General features: G+C 40.6%; 16 protein-coding genes. All 16 read right to left on the bottom strand.

All coding sequences use genetic code 11. The annotated features are described in order from the left end of the window. Positions 1-54: 54 nt before the first annotated feature. Positions 55-606 (bottom strand): ReoY family proteolytic degradation factor, encoded by a 552-nt coding sequence (locus MKY17_RS17760; protein ID WP_063233222.1) that lies wholly within the window; start codon positions 604-606, stop codon positions 55-57. Positions 607-647: 41 nt separating this feature from the next. Then, positions 648-1919 carry a tetratricopeptide repeat protein gene (locus MKY17_RS17765; RefSeq protein ID WP_339200252.1) on the bottom strand — a complete coding sequence of 424 codons (1272 nt, stop codon included), beginning with the start codon at positions 1917-1919 and terminating at the stop codon, positions 648-650. A 367-nt stretch (positions 1920-2286) separates the two neighbouring features. Next, the gene (gene aroA / locus MKY17_RS17770; protein ID WP_144549667.1) at positions 2287-3573 is read right to left on the bottom strand and encodes a 3-phosphoshikimate 1-carboxyvinyltransferase; all 1287 of its coding nucleotides are present in this window, start codon (positions 3571-3573) and stop codon (positions 2287-2289) included. 23 nt (positions 3574-3596) lie between these two features. Then, positions 3597-4700, bottom strand: coding sequence for a prephenate dehydrogenase (locus MKY17_RS17775; protein WP_141993566.1), 1104 nt, complete (start codon positions 4698-4700; stop codon positions 3597-3599). Between the two features lie 47 nt (positions 4701-4747). Next, a complete protein-coding gene (hisC, locus tag MKY17_RS17780) occupies positions 4748-5860 on the bottom strand; it encodes a histidinol-phosphate transaminase (RefSeq protein ID WP_309518774.1) in 1113 nt (370 codons plus the stop codon). An 83-nt stretch (positions 5861-5943) separates the two neighbouring features. Beyond that, the gene (gene aroH / locus MKY17_RS17785; protein WP_076365659.1) at positions 5944-6312 is read right to left on the bottom strand and encodes a chorismate mutase; all 369 of its coding nucleotides are present in this window, start codon (positions 6310-6312) and stop codon (positions 5944-5946) included. 24 nt (positions 6313-6336) lie between these two features. Further along, the gene (aroB, locus tag MKY17_RS17790; protein ID WP_339200256.1) at positions 6337-7416 is read right to left on the bottom strand and encodes a 3-dehydroquinate synthase; all 1080 of its coding nucleotides are present in this window, start codon (positions 7414-7416) and stop codon (positions 6337-6339) included. A 3-nt stretch (positions 7417-7419) separates the two neighbouring features. Continuing rightward, positions 7420-8592, bottom strand: a complete 1173-nt coding sequence (gene aroC / locus MKY17_RS17795) for a chorismate synthase (RefSeq protein WP_098370778.1) — start codon at positions 8590-8592, stop codon at positions 7420-7422. A 255-nt stretch (positions 8593-8847) separates the two neighbouring features. Continuing rightward, the gene (locus tag MKY17_RS17800) at positions 8848-9621 is read right to left on the bottom strand and encodes a protein-glutamate O-methyltransferase CheR (RefSeq protein ID WP_098370779.1); all 774 of its coding nucleotides are present in this window, start codon (positions 9619-9621) and stop codon (positions 8848-8850) included. A gap of 174 nt (positions 9622-9795) precedes the next feature. Continuing rightward, on the bottom strand, positions 9796-10242 hold the full coding sequence (gene ndk / locus MKY17_RS17805; RefSeq protein WP_076365651.1) for a nucleoside-diphosphate kinase: 447 nt from the start codon (positions 10240-10242) through the stop codon (positions 9796-9798). Between the two features lie 96 nt (positions 10243-10338). Next, on the bottom strand, positions 10339-11301 hold the full coding sequence (gene hepT / locus MKY17_RS17810; RefSeq protein WP_098370780.1) for a heptaprenyl diphosphate synthase component II: 963 nt from the start codon (positions 11299-11301) through the stop codon (positions 10339-10341). 34 nt (positions 11302-11335) lie between these two features. Beyond that, positions 11336-12046 carry a demethylmenaquinone methyltransferase gene (locus tag MKY17_RS17815; RefSeq protein WP_098370781.1) on the bottom strand — a complete coding sequence of 237 codons (711 nt, stop codon included), beginning with the start codon at positions 12044-12046 and terminating at the stop codon, positions 11336-11338. Between the two features lie 3 nt (positions 12047-12049). Next, a complete protein-coding gene (locus tag MKY17_RS17820; RefSeq protein ID WP_098370782.1) occupies positions 12050-12874 on the bottom strand; it encodes a heptaprenyl diphosphate synthase component 1 in 825 nt (274 codons plus the stop codon). A 247-nt stretch (positions 12875-13121) separates the two neighbouring features. Then, entirely contained in the window at positions 13122-13370 is a 249-nt protein-coding gene (gene mtrB / locus MKY17_RS17825) for a trp RNA-binding attenuation protein MtrB (protein WP_076365643.1), read from the bottom strand. A gap of 20 nt (positions 13371-13390) precedes the next feature. Continuing rightward, complete coding sequence (gene folE, locus MKY17_RS17830) at positions 13391-13957, bottom strand: GTP cyclohydrolase I FolE (protein WP_076365641.1); 567 nt, start codon at positions 13955-13957, stop codon at positions 13391-13393. A 305-nt stretch (positions 13958-14262) separates the two neighbouring features. Beyond that, positions 14263-14535: an HU family DNA-binding protein gene (locus MKY17_RS17835; RefSeq protein WP_034308023.1), complete on the bottom strand. Its 273-nt coding sequence runs from the start codon at positions 14533-14535 to the stop codon at positions 14263-14265. Between the last annotated feature and the right edge of the window lie 240 nt (positions 14536-14775).

Raw genomic sequence — 14775 nt, forward strand, 5'->3', positions numbered from 1 at the left:
CAATGTTTTATAAAAAATAAAAACCTTTCCTGATTACGGAAAGGTCAATTTATTTTATCCAAGTACTTTTAATTGATTCAATTGTTCTGTTAAGTTCTTAAATGCTTGTTCATCATGCTTATCAAGTGCTTCATCGATTTCCTTAAGCAGTCGGTCCCTTTGAAAATACAACATGCTTCTTTCTAAAAATTGTTCAGCCAGCAGCTGATCTTTTTCATTCGATGCAGTTGATTTCGGCATGAAGGGATTGTGCTCGAGTACCGCTGCATACTGATAGGAAGAGTAAGACGATTTAAAATTGAGCTGAATATAAATGTCTTCATCCCGATTTAAACGGATATCATGAAAAGATTTCTCTGCATCGGTCGTCATGATATTGGACTTATAGAACCTGAAAGGGACTTCATCCACACAATGTGTCGACATGATCAGTCCACGTGGGCAATATTGTGCATTTTCTACAAAATGAACCTTTTTCATTAATTGATCATGACTCATTAAGTAATTCAATATCCATACGCATTCTCTTCGTTTCAATTGATAATGATTTAAAAACCACCGAATAAAATCCTTCTTCTCATTCACAGAAACAGGGGCAGCCACCATGAATTCCCTCCTCTGTCTTGATTTAGTTTTGTTTCACTTATCTACATGTCATCCGTGCTTTCACCTAGCCGCTCCAAAATCATTGCATACTCATCATTCGCCGGGTTCATCTCAAGCAGCTTATTAAATACTTCTCTAGATGTGGCTCTGTCTCCTTCTTCAATTAAAAAGAAACCATAATCTTCAAGGAAATCTTGATTGTTCTTGAATGAATTATATGCTTTATGATAGCTGGTTAATGACTCTTTAAATTGCTCGGTTTGCTGATAAGATACAGCAGCTATCCATTCAAACTGCGGATCATCCTCTCCATATCGCCTTACTTCACCAATACACTCCAATACATCTTCATACCTTTCGTGGTGCATATACAGTTTCAATAGGGTGAGTGCAGCTTCCAGGTATCCCGGATCAATGGCAAGTGCTTCTTTAAATAGATTTTCCGCCTCTTCATCAAGCCCGCTTTTCAAGGCTATTTTTCCACCGAAGAAGTAAAGTTCCTTATTGAATTCATCAGCCTTGATTCCTTCTTTTACCGTTTTCAAGGCATTTTCCAGATCTTCAAGATGTTCATAACTCTTTGCCAGGTACAAATATAGAGAATGGTATTCATGATCTAATTCTTTCAGTTCAATAAACTTTCGTACGGCTGTCTCATAAAGGCCTGCCTGAAAAGCTGTAAATGCATATTCAAATAGGGTATTGATTTCAAGTCCATCCTGTAAGGCCTTTTCAAAGTGCGGAAGGGCCTCCTCGAACTTCCCTGAACTGCTTAATGCTTCAGCAAGCCTCTGATTGACATTAACACCAGCGATTTCTTGTTCATGTTCCAAAACCTTTATGTAATTTGCAATGGCTTCCTGATCCCTTCCTTGATGAAAGAACAGTTCAGCTAGTGCAAAATCAATGATGATCTCATCTGGAAGCATTTCCTTGGCTTGCTGTAATTTCCGTTCGCTGACCTCATCCATCCCCTGTAATTGATAAAGGTCTGCTTCCAAAAGCAAAGCACTTGGATATACTTCATCATCTGCACTTACTTTTTCAAGCATCAGCATCGCTTCATCTTCCTGGTCCATATCAATAAGGATTTCCGCCAACGAAACAATCAATTCTCCTTCATTGGGATAGAGTTGCAGCAGATGTTCAAAAAGATCCTTTGCCTCCTCCGCAAAACCAAGCTGGAGCATTTCTTCGGCCAGCAACAATATGTCCTCTGCTGACTCTGATGATTTAATTCGATTTATATGTTTAAGAGCTTCTGTTAATTCCCCTTTTTTTAAATGCTGTATAACTTGTTCCACTGTATTCATTGTTGAATCCTTCCTTTTGCATGATAGACTTGGTCCCTAGTCATACACACTCACGCCATAATGTAACATATTCTTCCATTAAGAACAAAATACCATGTAATCGCGAGATGCATAGTAAACAGTATTCATTAGTTTACCATACTGTAGCCCTGTATTCCATTGATGAAGTCCCCTCCCATTCTCATTAAAAAAAGGTTACTAGTTAATTCTCCACGCTATGGTAAATCTCCTTTTTGATCATGAACCCCTTTTTCATTATTTTCATGACCATACAGGTAAAAAAAGCCCGGATGTTAGCGCTTTCAACACTTTTAAGCATTTAAAAAAAGTTTACAGACCAAATAAGGTATGTAAACTTTTTTTATATTTACTTTATCAATTGGCTCAAATGCCCAAAAAATTGTGGATATGATACATCTATGGCATCAGGGTCAGCAAGTTCCACTTCCCCATCCGTTATCAAAGCCGCTACAGCGAGCATCATCCCGATACGATGATCTCCATGGCTTGTAACCATACCTCCATTAAGGGCTTTACGTCCTTTGATGATCAATCCGTCTGCTGTCGGGGTTATATCTGCCCCAAGGATGGAGAGCTCATTTGCAACAGTATCAATTCGATTCGTCTCTTTCACTTTAAGTTCTGCTGCATCCTTGATTGTCGTTATCCCTTCAGCCTGTGTTGCCAGAAGTGCAATTACCGGTATTTCATCGATGAGGCGGGGAATTAGATCACCGCTGATGGTCGTCCCTTTTAGTCGGGAGCTTCTGACAGTGATGTCTCCTGCAGGTTCACCCTCGCTCGTCTTCTTCTCTATCGTAATATCCGCCCCCATCGATTTCATGACTTCGATGATTCCAGTCCTTGTCGAATTAAGGCCCACATTCTTTAACACCACTTCACTATTTTCCGTAATCGCTGCAGCCACCATGAAGAAAGCCGCCGAAGAAATATCACCCGGCACATGGATCGCGGTCCCTTTGAAGACTTGGTTTCCGCTTACTTTAATCGTTTGACCGTCCTTTTCGATTTTCCCGCCAAACTCTTGGATCATTCGTTCTGTATGATCACGGGTCTCTTCCGGTTCGATAATGATCGTTTCACCTTCTGCCTGTAAACCAGCCAAGATTATCGCTGATTTTACCTGCGCACTTGCTACAGGCAATTCATAGCGAAACCCTTTTAATTTGCCACCTCTTATGAAGAGCGGGGTGTATTCGGCTCCTTTTCGGCCATCAATGACTGCTCCCATCTGACGAAGAGGGTTGACTACCCGGGTCATTGGACGTTTGGCTATCGATTCATCACCTGCCAAAACGGCCGAAAATTGCTGTCCTGCCAAAATGCCCATCATTAACCTGATCGTCGTACCAGAATTTCCGACATCCAGTACAGATTCAGGTTCCTTCAATCCATTAAAACCTTTGCCTTCAATTTTAACGTTCTGGCCATCTTGTTCAATATGGACTCCAAGCTGCTTAAAACAGGAAATCGTACTTAAACAATCGGCTCCTGGAAGAAAATTAGTGACTGTCGTTTCCCCTTCGGCTAGTGCTCCGAACATTATCGAACGATGGGAGATCGACTTATCTCCAGGTATGGCAATCGAACCACGTAATGTCTGGATGTTCGTTTGTAATTTTTTTGTATTCATAAAACCATCCTTTCCTATCAATATTATGCCAGGATCGTTTCATAATCTGTATGTCTAGAAATACACTCCGCAGCTTTTATGCGATCAACGTCCGTTTGAAAGCTGATGACCAGCACACCGTATATCTCTTCCCTGGTTTCAATGATCCTTATGTTTGTAATGCTGATACCTTCTTGAGCCAAATATCCGGTAATCTCAGAAATTATTCCGGCATAATCCGGTATATCGATATATAAATCATAAAACGCTGGTATGGCGCCTTTTGCATGTGTTGGCAAATCATCCCTGAAAATCTTGGCATCGGTAAAGAATCGAAGGATTTCTTCACTATCTTCATTCGCAACCAGACCTTTTATATGCTCCATTTCATTCAGCCAATCATTCATTAATTCAAGTAGCACATCCCGATTATGTAACAAAATGTCACGCCACATTTCCGGACTGCTTGAAGCAATTCTTGTAATATCTCGGAATCCGCCTGCTGCAAGCCTTGAAATCAGCTTGTTTTCCTTACTGTAATTTTCTGCCTGTTTAACGAGCCCCGATGCGACAATATGCGGAAAATGACTAATGACCCCAGTCAGCTTATCATGCATGGCAGGACTCACAACCAGAAAGTTAGCTCTTGTCCCTTGCAGCCACCCTTTCAGCTGCTCAACTTTTTCTTCTTCAATGGAATCTCCGGGAGTAAGCAAATAAAATGCATGTTCGAATAAATGCAATTTGGCTGCCCCAGCGCCGCTTTTATGGGAACCAGCCATAGGGTGCCCCCCGATGAAGGCCACCCCTTTATCTATCAATGGTTTTGCTGCCTTAACGACTGTATCCTTCGTACTTCCTGCATCCGATATGAGGACATCACTTTTTAACTCCATATCGGCCAATTGAGCTAAAATCTTCACGGTTTCATTGACAGGCACAGCAAGTAGAATTAAATCGGCTTCACGTGCTCCCGCTTCCAAAGATGATACAGAATCATCAATGATTCCCAATAGCATCGAAAGTTGAATATTCTTTTCACTTAGGTCCGTACCAACAATCACGGCTTCAGGATGTGCATGGCGTACAGCCATGGCAAGTGATCCGCCAATTAGACCTAGACCTATTACAAAAACCTTACCCTTCACTCTTCTCTCCCCCGCATCTTTTATGCTCCTCTAGGTTTGATGAAACGTTAAAGCAGCGAATCAGAAGGTGCCTCAACTTCATTCAAAAAAGTCTTAATAGCATTAATCATTCCTTCATTTTCTTCAGTGGAACCAATCGTTACCCTCAGGCTGTTAGGAAAGCCGAAAGATTTCCCCGACCTTGCGATGTACCCGCGCTCAAGCAAATATTGAAACACCACATCGGCATCCTGTTTAAAATGGATAAAAATGAAATTACCTTGTGACGGGTAATAAGCTAAATTTTCCTTATTGCAAAATTCATAGTACCGCTTGAGCCCTTTTTGATTTTCTTCCTTGCATTTTTCAATGAAGGCTTGATCCTCCAAAGCGACGATAGCAATATTCTGTGCGAATGTGTTCACATTGAATGGTTCCCGGGATGGATCTAGTTTCTGAATAATATCCTCATCCGCCAAACCGTAACCTACCCTAAAACTGGCAAGTCCATAAATTTTTGAGAATGTCCGGAGTATGATCAAATTTTTATATTTATTAATCCATTGATTCGTTCTCGGGTAATCCTCAGCCGTTGCATATTCACAATAAGCTTCATCCAAAACGATAAGAACATCTTCCGGCACTTTTTCGATGAACGATACTAAGTCCTGTTCCGAAATGTATTTACCAGTTGGATTATTTGGTGTACAAAGCCAGACTACCGCCGTTTTTTCATCTATTACTTTAAGCATTCCTTCTAGATCATGAGCACCGTCAATATGAGGAACTTCCCTGATTTCCGCACCTTCTAACGTGGCATTATGGCGATACTGCGAAAAAGTGCCTGTTGCCATGACCGTATTCTTTCCAGCTCCCAATAGACTCCTGGAGATGATTTGAATGTTCTCATCAGATCCATTTCCAAAAATAAGCTGAGTTTCTTTCACACCTGTATGTTTTGCAACAGCTTCCCTAAGCATCGTTGCATATCCATCCGGATAGATGGCAAACGAATGGGTTGAATTCCTAACGGATTCCTTGACCTTTTCCGAACAGCCAAAAGGATTTTCATTTGAAGCTAATTTCGTGATTTTTTCCAGCCCGTATAATTTTTTCACTTCATCAGTGGATTTTCCCGGTTGATAAGACTTCAAGGAAAGGACCGCTTCATTCCATTTCATGTCAATCACCTCTATATATTTTTATCACTTTAAAGTAAGAAAGTGCGAGAATAGTATATCATATTCATAGATTTAAAATCATCTTATATCTGCTTTGTCAAATCTGGCCGTAATACCGTAGCCCCTGCCTGGTATACATGATGTATCTCTTTTTGAGATTTCGTCGTATTTACGTGGATCATGACCCGGATGCAAAATGGCAAGGAATTGCTCACCGGTATTTCTTTCATGCATGTAACCGGTACATAAGTCCAGCCTTCGAATTTCCTCAAGGCTTTGGCAGGGAAGACAGAACGAATCTCTTCCGTCGCAGAAAAAAATACAGAAGCTACCATATCGGGATCAATCTCGTTAACCTGAATGATCTCTGCCATCAACTTTTCGGCAGCTGAAATCACTTCCATTTCTGTGTCTCTCTCTACTGTAGTGGCACCCCTTATTCCTCTTATCACACATAGTCCCCCTTCTTCAGAACTCTATATCATATCAGCCATTTCCTCTATCAGCTCAGAGTCGGCTAAATCCATTAATAGCGGTGACCCCACTTCGTTTAGCAGAACAAAGGTAGCTGCATCATTGACCGATTTTTTGTCTGTTTTCATTAAATCAAGCAGCATTGCATGTTCAAGTCGGGTTGGAATGGTTATTTGATAACCTAAAGAAGAAACCCAGCCAATAAACTCATCTAGCTTAAAATCGAGATCCACTTTCTTTCTGCTTAATTTAAGAGCATATACCATCCCGATTAAAATTGATTCCCCGTGCGTAAAGTTTCCGTATCCCATTGAACTTTCCACTGCATGTCCAAGCGTATGACCAAAATTCAAAAAGGCACGAATGCCATTTTCCTTCTCATCCTCTTCGACAATTTTAGCTTTAATGCCAATTCCTTTTGTAATCATTGTCAGGAATTGCTCATCCGTTATATTATTCAAATCAATAATATTCGACTTTAACCATAGATAAAATTCATTATCTGCTATCAAGGAATGTTTAATGACTTCCGCAAAACCTGACCTTAATTCTTTAAGAGGCAGAGTTTTAAGAAATTCAAGATCATAAATGACCGCTTCAGGCTGATGAAAGGCCCCAATCATATTTTTCCCTAGCGGGTGATTGATGGCAACTTTACCGCCCACTGCACTATCATGGGCGAGCAAAGTCGTCGGAACCTGTATAAATGGAATCCCTCTCATAAAAGTGGCCGCGACGAATCCAGCCAAGTCACCGACTGCACCACCGCCAAGGGCGATAATCAATGACTTGCGATTAATCTGATGGGATAAGCAGAAGCTTTGGCATTCATAAAACACATCGAAAGTTTTAGCATGCTCCCCTTCTGGCACTACATGATGCAGGACCGGTTTTTCGGTCTTGATCAGGGCGTTTTTCACAGTCTCCAAATGAAGTGCCGCCACTTTCTCATCAGTTATGATCAGAATCTTGTTTAGGTGATTTAATTCATGTGTTATTAATTCTGGCAATTCATTTATTGCCTTCTTGCCAATTAAAACCGGATATTGCTTGGAAGCCGTTTTTATTTGGATGGATTCCATGATTTAAAACCCCTTTACTTCTTCCCGATATGATCTCATGTATTCTGCTAATTGCTCATACCGATCTGAAGGGAATTGATCAACGATGGCAGCCGCCAGCTCCCATGCCACTACCGCCTCAGCAACTACTGCTGCTGCAGGAACCGCACAACTATCGGAACGTTCGACACTTGCTTCAAACACTTCCTTCGTATCAATATCAACACTTTTCAAAGGTTTATATAAAGTCGGGATCGGCTTCATCACACCGCGTACAACTATCGGCATTCCAGTTGTCATACCGCCTTCAAAACCGCCAAGGCGATTGGTTTTACGGTAATAACCCTGACCTTCGTCCCATGCGATTTCATCATGGACATCACTGCCGAATAGATGGGCCGCTTCAAAGCCAAGACCTATTTCCACACCTTTAAATGCATTGATGCTCATTATCGCTGCGGCTAGTTTTGCATCAAGCTTACGGTCATAATGCACATAACTTCCCACACCCACCGGCATTCCTTCTACAATGACTTCAACGATTCCGCCAATGGAATCTCCTTTTTGTTTCGCTTCATCAATTGCATCCTTCATTTGCTGTTCTACGTTTTTGTCAAAACATCTAACAGAAGATTCTTCCGTTACTTGTTGCAATTGCTGAATCGTTTCGTATTTTGGCGGTTCTGCCTTCACTCCGCCAATTTCCAAAACATGCGATGCCACTTCTATCCCCAATAATGACAATAGCTTTTTAGCGACAGCACCTGCTGCCACCCTTACTGTCGTTTCACGGGCTGAAGAGCGTTCCAGAACATTTCTCAAATCGCGGTGCCCATATTTAATCCCGCCGTTCAAGTCGGCATGACCAGGACGAGGCCGGGTGATTTTACGTTTAATTTCTTCAGCTTCCTCTTCTGAAAGCCCTTCACTTCCCATAATCTTTGTCCAATGCTTCCAGTCATCGTTCTCAACCACCAAAGCAACCGGTGAACCGAGTGTGTAGCCATGTCGGATTCCCGAAGAAATAAATGCCTGATCTTTCTCGATCTGCATCCTTCTTCCACGTCCATGCCCTTTTTGCCGGCGCCCTAATTCTTGATTAATATCCTCATTCGAAATCGGCATTCCTGCCGGTAATCCTTCAATGATAGTAGTCAGTTGCGGACCATGTGATTCTCCCGCTGTTAAATATCTCATCTTCCAGCCCCCTTTTAGCACTTTAAAGTGTATATGTATCAATATACCACAATTTTATGAAATGTGGGTATATGTAAAACGTAAAAACCATATTGTTTGAATTTAATCACTTTTCTCTCTATTTTACAAGTACTTAAACATTTTCGATATAGTTTAATCTTTCAAATTTGAGTTCTACTGGATTTGCTATTACACGACAAACGAAAAGGGACTGAATGCTCATGTACAGAATCAGTCCCTTTTTATCCAAAGTATTTACTTTTTCTTATAAAAAAATGTGTCGACCGTTTCAAATTGATATTTTCCTGGGGTGAATATTTGCTCTGTACTTCCTACAAAAAAGACCCCGCCGCTTTTTAGTGATGCACTGAATTTTTCATATAATAAATTTTTGGCTTCTTCAGTGAAATAAATTAAAACATTGCGGCAAACGATTAAATCGAATCCCAGTTCGAACCGGTCAGCGAGAAGATTTTGCTTTTTAAATGTCACCCTACTCTTGATTTCATTATCGACACGATAAAACTCCGCCTTTTTTTCAAAGTATTTCCTTTTGATTTCTTCAGGTACTTCATTTAAGGAACGTTCAGGATACATCCCCAATTTTGCTCGCGCCAATACATTTTCATCCAGATCCGTCGCCAATATCTCTATCTGGCTAAGTGGAACCAGATTGGATAATATCATTGCAATCGTATATGGTTCCTCTCCAGTTGAACAGGCTGCACTCCAAATTTTCAACTTTTTTTTGCTTGCTATTAATCCAGGAAGGATTTTCCGCTCCAACACTTCCCATCTTTTCGCATTTCTATAAAATTCGGAAACATTGATTGTCATTCTATCCAAAAATTCATTTAAAACTCCGGGATTGGTTTGAATGTCTTTATAGTATTCACGAAATGAATGATACCCTCTTTTTTCATATAGAGTTGTTAGTCGCCTTTTCATTTGCCTTTCCTTATATAATGCCAAATCAATGCCTGTCAACATTTTGATATTACGAATAAACTCTTCATATTCTTGAGGCATTCCTACGACTCCCCTGCACATAATTATTTTAAGTGGTCCTTCCCTTTATATATCGGAGAGTGCCATATTTTCTTTAAACTAACCTTGCCGGGAAGCTAAATAAGCAATACAAAAAAAGCGGGCTCCATCGCATAATGACGATGGAACCCGCTTTTTATAGAGTGATCGTATTAATTAATAAACCCACTCGCTTACAAGTTTAGAATACTCAACAATTTCTTCTTCTTTGAAGAATAAACCGATTTCACGTACAGCGCTTTCAGCTGAATCAGATCCGTGAATGATGTTTTTGCCGACAGTTACGGCAAAATCGCCACGAATTGTTGCTGCTGCTGCATCTTTAGGGTTAGTCGCACCCATCATTTGACGTGCAGTAGCGATTACGTTTTCACCTTCCCAAACCATTGCGAAGACAGGACCTGAAGTAATGAAGTCCACTAATTCGCCAAAGAAAGGACGTTCTTTGTGCTCACCATAATGTTGCTCGGCCAATTCTTGAGAAATTACCATTAATTTTGCTCCTGCAAGAAGGAAGCCTTTCTTTTCAAAACGGGAAACGATTTCACCGATTAGATTGCGTTGAACGCCGTCAGGCTTAACCATTAAAAATGTTCTTTCCATGAATGTCACTCCTAATATGTATCATTGTTATTTGCCTATATAAGGCAATACTTTTAGAATATTACCATTGTTTGATGAGTTTCGCAACTCCCATTATCAAAACTTTCTTTTTCCAATATTTTTCGCGATGTCCGATAAAGTTTTTCTAGCTTTAATGGCAGGTAGGCCTTTCAATTCAGTAAAAGCCTTTTCTAAATACATATCACTGATCCTCGCTGCCTGTTCAATGGCACCGGAAGTTTTTATCGCATTGATTATATGGGACATTTCGTCTTTTGGCGTATCTTCCCGAACTGTTTCGATAAGCTTTTTTAACTTTGGATCTTCCATAGCAATCAAAACGGGCAAAGTGATATTACCTTGAATCAAATCACTGCCGGCTGGTTTCCCAAGCTCTTCTTCCGAAGCCGTAAAATCCAATATATCATCGGTGATTTGATAGGACATACCGACATAATATCCGAATTTAAATAGCTTTTGATGAACCCGTTCTTCAACACCTGCTGAAATGGCTCCCAACTGGCAGCTGGATGCAATGAGCAATGCCGTTTTCCGTTTGATCCTTCTAAAGTAAATCCGCCAATTCTGTTCGAAATTGTACTTATCTTTTATTTGTTCAATTTCCCCAAGACATAGTTCAACCATAGTATCTGCGAGAATTTGATGCGCAAGCGGAGACTCGATAACCGCCATCATTTCCAGTGCACGAGCAAAAATGAAGTCGCCTGTATACATGGCGACACGATTATCCCATTTTGACTTAATGGTAGCCGATCCCCTGCGTAAATCCGCATCATCCACAACATCATCATGTACAAGGGAGGCCGTATGGATGAGTTCCAAAGTCGCTGCGACATGCTTTACGACATGAATATCATAGTTGCCAAACTTCGCACCCAATAGGACGAATACCGGACGGATCCGTTTTCCACCGGATTGCAGTAAATGCAGGGAAGCTTCCCTTAAAACCGAGGAATCCGCTTCAATTGCGGCTTCCAGTTCTTTTTCTATTAATTGCAAATCTGCATTCAAAAATGAATACATCATTTTAAATTTCATACATTCCACCCAGCTTTGTCCATTGCTATTCTGCTTATTTTGAAGGCTTGTACCCGAAATGTGTTGCTGCTACCCCACCGAAATGGGCCTTATAACTGACATTTTCCATTCCTGCCTGCTTAAACATGTTTTCAAGCTTTTTCATGCCTGGGAAATCCCGGGCTGATTCCTGCAGCCATGAGTATTCACTATAGCTTTTTGCGAATAATTTGCCGAACATGGGCATAATGAAACGGAAATAAAAATAATAGCCCTGTTTAAAGCCTAGCATCGTTGGCTGTGATGTATCCAGGCAAACGACCATTCCACCCGGCTTGGCTACACGGTTTAACTCTTTAAGCACTTTCATGTAATCAGGGACATTCCGCAGCCCGAAACCGATCGTGACATAGTCAAAGCTATTATCCTCAAAAGGAAGTTCCATTGCATTCCCATGCATTAGGGAAACTTGATCTAGATTGAGTTCATTCACCTTTTGTTCGCCGATTTTCAGCATGTTCTTACTAAAATCCAGACCAACAACCTTTCCTTCTGGTCCTACTTCATTAGCAAGGGCAATGGTCCAGTCCGCTGTTCCACAGCATACATCCAGTGCATGGGCGCCTTTTGGGACATTCATGATGGCCATTGTAGCCTTCCGCCATTTAAGATGCTGTTTAAAGCTGATGAGGGAATTCATCTTGTCATAATTTCCGTAGATCTTTTCAAAGACATGATGAACTTTTTGCTCTTTAGACTGCTCCATGATTCACCCTTCTTTCACATATGAATTTGCTATACTCTCTGTTTGTTCCAAGATGGCCTTCACTCTTTCCAGTAGCTCATCATCCAACTTTGCAAGCTTCCGCATCGAGCGCTCTACGGATTGCCTTGCATCCCACAGGCACTTGTCGAATTGGGTGCGTACCTGTTCTTCTTTTATGGAAACTTCCCCACCAATCGAGTCATCAAAAGTCATTTCCCTTAGGACATCAAAAACTATCGATTGACCCGACTTCATATAACTGCACTTCTCGGCATGCAACCGTTTTAAAAGCAGCAGATCTTCCGATAGATCCATCCAGGCAGGCTCACTATAATAATCCCCCAGTTTATGAATCAGCGAAGCCTCGATCGCTTTTATCGTCATTAAAAGCGTTGGTACATCATTAATGGACCCTTGTTGGTAAAGGATGATTTTATTATCATTTATTTTTTTTATCGCGCTTGAAAGTATACGGATCATATCAACATTACCTACACTGGCAAGCCCTTGATAATATAAGCCGCTATAGTAATCTCCGGCAAGCACTTGTAATTGACGATTTTTCAATACCTCGGGCGACTCGATTCCTTCACCCGAATTCGAGACGATTTCATGGGTATCCAGAGCTATTTGCACTAACATGGTTGAACTGATATATTGATTCCGTTTTTCGCTTGTAACGTCCAAATCGTTAAACAATCCCCAAAGCAATATCAGTTTATCTTCGTCCAAGCTTGGCTTTTGTATATACTTCAATAAATATGGATGTTGAGCTTTCGTTTCTATTAATCGTTTTAATTGCCTTATGTCGTCCGTTATGTTTAACAATTGAGATCACCCTTGCATCCCCGAAAGATAATTTTTTTTATACATATTGGTTTCTGTCTGTGTAAAATACACATTATTATACCATAAAAACAATCAGATGAAATGGTCAACGTTTATAAAATGAAACTTCCAAAAATAAGGAAACCATCGTCTTTTGCCCTTCAAAAAATGGATGCGGGAAATTTACAGCTTGTTAAACCCGATATCAGATGATTGATTTACTAATTAACCAAGCATTGAGAAACTATCATTTGTCAGGAGAATTCTTTTTGGAATCACTTTCTATCTCTCCGAATGGAGTATAGACCTTTGCATGGCCCCTGATTTTAATTGCCGAGGTATGTTCCGTGAATTGTGCAATCATCACCTCTCCTGAGTCAAGTTTTTCGGAGTGATGAAACTTGGTGTCCGTTCCCCTTGTCAACCCGATGACATTCACACTATCCTCAATGGCTTTGATTACGACAAAATCATTCAGAATCTTTTTTTCATTCATTTTTTCCTGCCCCCATGTCCTTAGTCTTTAATGAATGCCAGCACTTCAGCTCTAGTACGGTGATCCTTCGCAAACGTTCCCCTTACAGCTGAAGTCACTGTTTTAGATCCGGGTTTTTTTACACCGCGCATGGTCATGCACATATGTTCAGCCTCTACTACAACCATTACACCATGAGGCTCGAGCTTTTCCATTATCGAGTCAGCAACTGTAGAAGTGATGCGCTCTTGAAGTTGCGGACGCTTCGATACAGCCTCAACCGCCCGTGCCAATTTACTTAAGCCAGTCACTTTTCCGTTTTTCGGAATATATGCTACATGGGCTTTCCCGTAAAAAGGGACTAAATGATGTTCACATACTGAGTAAAACGGAATATCCTTTACAAGTACGAGTTCTTCATGGTCCTCCCCAAAAACAGTATCGAAATATTCCTTTGGATCTTGATTAAGTCCAGAAAAAATTTCTTCATACATTCTGGCTACACGGCTAGGAGTATCCAGCAGTCCTTCCCTCGTTGGGTCTTCCCCTACAGCCTCAAGAAGCATTTTAACTGCTTCTTCTAATTTGGCATGATCAACATTAGCCATTTTTTGTACCTCCTAAAAAATCAATAATATTATGTATTCAGATAAAAAATCCAAGGCGTTGCACCCGGATATCCATAATTGCAATTATTAAAGCGACCCTTCCCCCATACATTGGCGCCATTTAAAGGCAGTTTCGCCGGGAGCGGTATTCGGATGGTCATTTCCTTGTGACGGATTTACCATCTGCAGCGTTTCGAAAATATTCACTGTCTTTTATATTATCACAGATGGAAATTAAGAAGCAAAAAAAGGACCGCGTTTTCACGCGGCCCTTTTCGGTTAAGCACCCGTATGTAATGGTAGAATTACTTCACTGCATCTTTCAGCGCTTTACCGGGTTTGAAAGCTGGCACTTTGCTAGCTGCAATTTCGATTTCGTCACCAGTTTGTGGGTTACGGCCTTTACGAGCCGCACGTTCACGAACTTCAAAGTTACCAAAACCTATCAATTGGACTTTATCACCGTTTTTTAGAGCTTCTAAGATTGTATCAAAAACAGCATCAACAGCTTTTGTAGCGTCTTTCTTAGAAATTTCAGTTGCTGTAACAACTTCATTAATTAATTCTGTTTTGTTCATGCCATTCACCTCCTCCCAAAAGGGATCTTTATAAAAAATCATTATTACAACACTATAATAGTGATTTGATATTAGTTTCGGTCAAAAAATTTTCATTCCCTGGCAATCATTGATTACCAAGCCCGATTAATTTCCAAATAATTCATCCAGAAATTTATAAATAGGTTGAAATCGCTGTTATAACGCGTTTTCTGTATGTAGATTATCACAAATCCTATTAGCTTAGCAAGGGAATTCAAA

Origin of the sequence: Peribacillus sp. FSL P2-0133 (assembly GCF_037975445.1) — a bacterium.
In the GTDB taxonomy this organism is placed as follows: Bacteria; Bacillota; Bacilli; order Bacillales; family DSM-1321; genus Peribacillus; species Peribacillus simplex_E.

Excerpts from the sequence above, each read along its gene's own strand:
- MKY17_RS17760 (WP_063233222.1), bottom strand. The coding sequence starts at position 606 with ATGGTGGCTGCCCCTGTTTCTGTGAATGAGAAGAAGGATTTTATTCGG.
- MKY17_RS17765 (WP_339200252.1), bottom strand. The coding sequence starts at position 1,919 with ATGAATACAGTGGAACAAGTTATACAGCATTTAAAAAAAGGGGAATTA.
- aroA (WP_144549667.1), bottom strand. The coding sequence starts at position 3,573 with ATGAATACAAAAAAATTACAAACGAACATCCAGACATTACGTGGTTCG.
- hisC (WP_309518774.1), bottom strand. The coding sequence starts at position 5,860 with ATGAAATGGAATGAAGCGGTCCTTTCCTTGAAGTCTTATCAACCGGGA.
- aroB (WP_339200256.1), bottom strand. The coding sequence starts at position 7,416 with ATGGAATCCATCCAAATAAAAACGGCTTCCAAGCAATATCCGGTTTTA.
- aroC (WP_098370778.1), bottom strand. The coding sequence starts at position 8,592 with ATGAGATATTTAACAGCGGGAGAATCACATGGTCCGCAACTGACTACT.
- MKY17_RS17800 (WP_098370779.1), bottom strand. The coding sequence starts at position 9,621 with ATGCCTCAAGAATATGAAGAGTTTATTCGTAATATCAAAATGTTGACA.
- ndk (WP_076365651.1), bottom strand. The coding sequence starts at position 10,242 with ATGGAAAGAACATTTTTAATGGTTAAGCCTGACGGCGTTCAACGCAAT.
- hepT (WP_098370780.1), bottom strand. The coding sequence starts at position 11,301 with ATGAAATTTAAAATGATGTATTCATTTTTGAATGCAGATTTGCAATTA.
- MKY17_RS17815 (WP_098370781.1), bottom strand. The coding sequence starts at position 12,046 with ATGGAGCAGTCTAAAGAGCAAAAAGTTCATCATGTCTTTGAAAAGATC.
- mtrB (WP_076365643.1), bottom strand. The coding sequence starts at position 13,370 with ATGAATGAAAAAAAGATTCTGAATGATTTTGTCGTAATCAAAGCCATT.
- folE (WP_076365641.1), bottom strand. The coding sequence starts at position 13,957 with ATGGCTAATGTTGATCATGCCAAATTAGAAGAAGCAGTTAAAATGCTT.
- MKY17_RS17835 (WP_034308023.1), bottom strand. The coding sequence starts at position 14,535 with ATGAACAAAACAGAATTAATTAATGAAGTTGTTACAGCAACTGAAATT.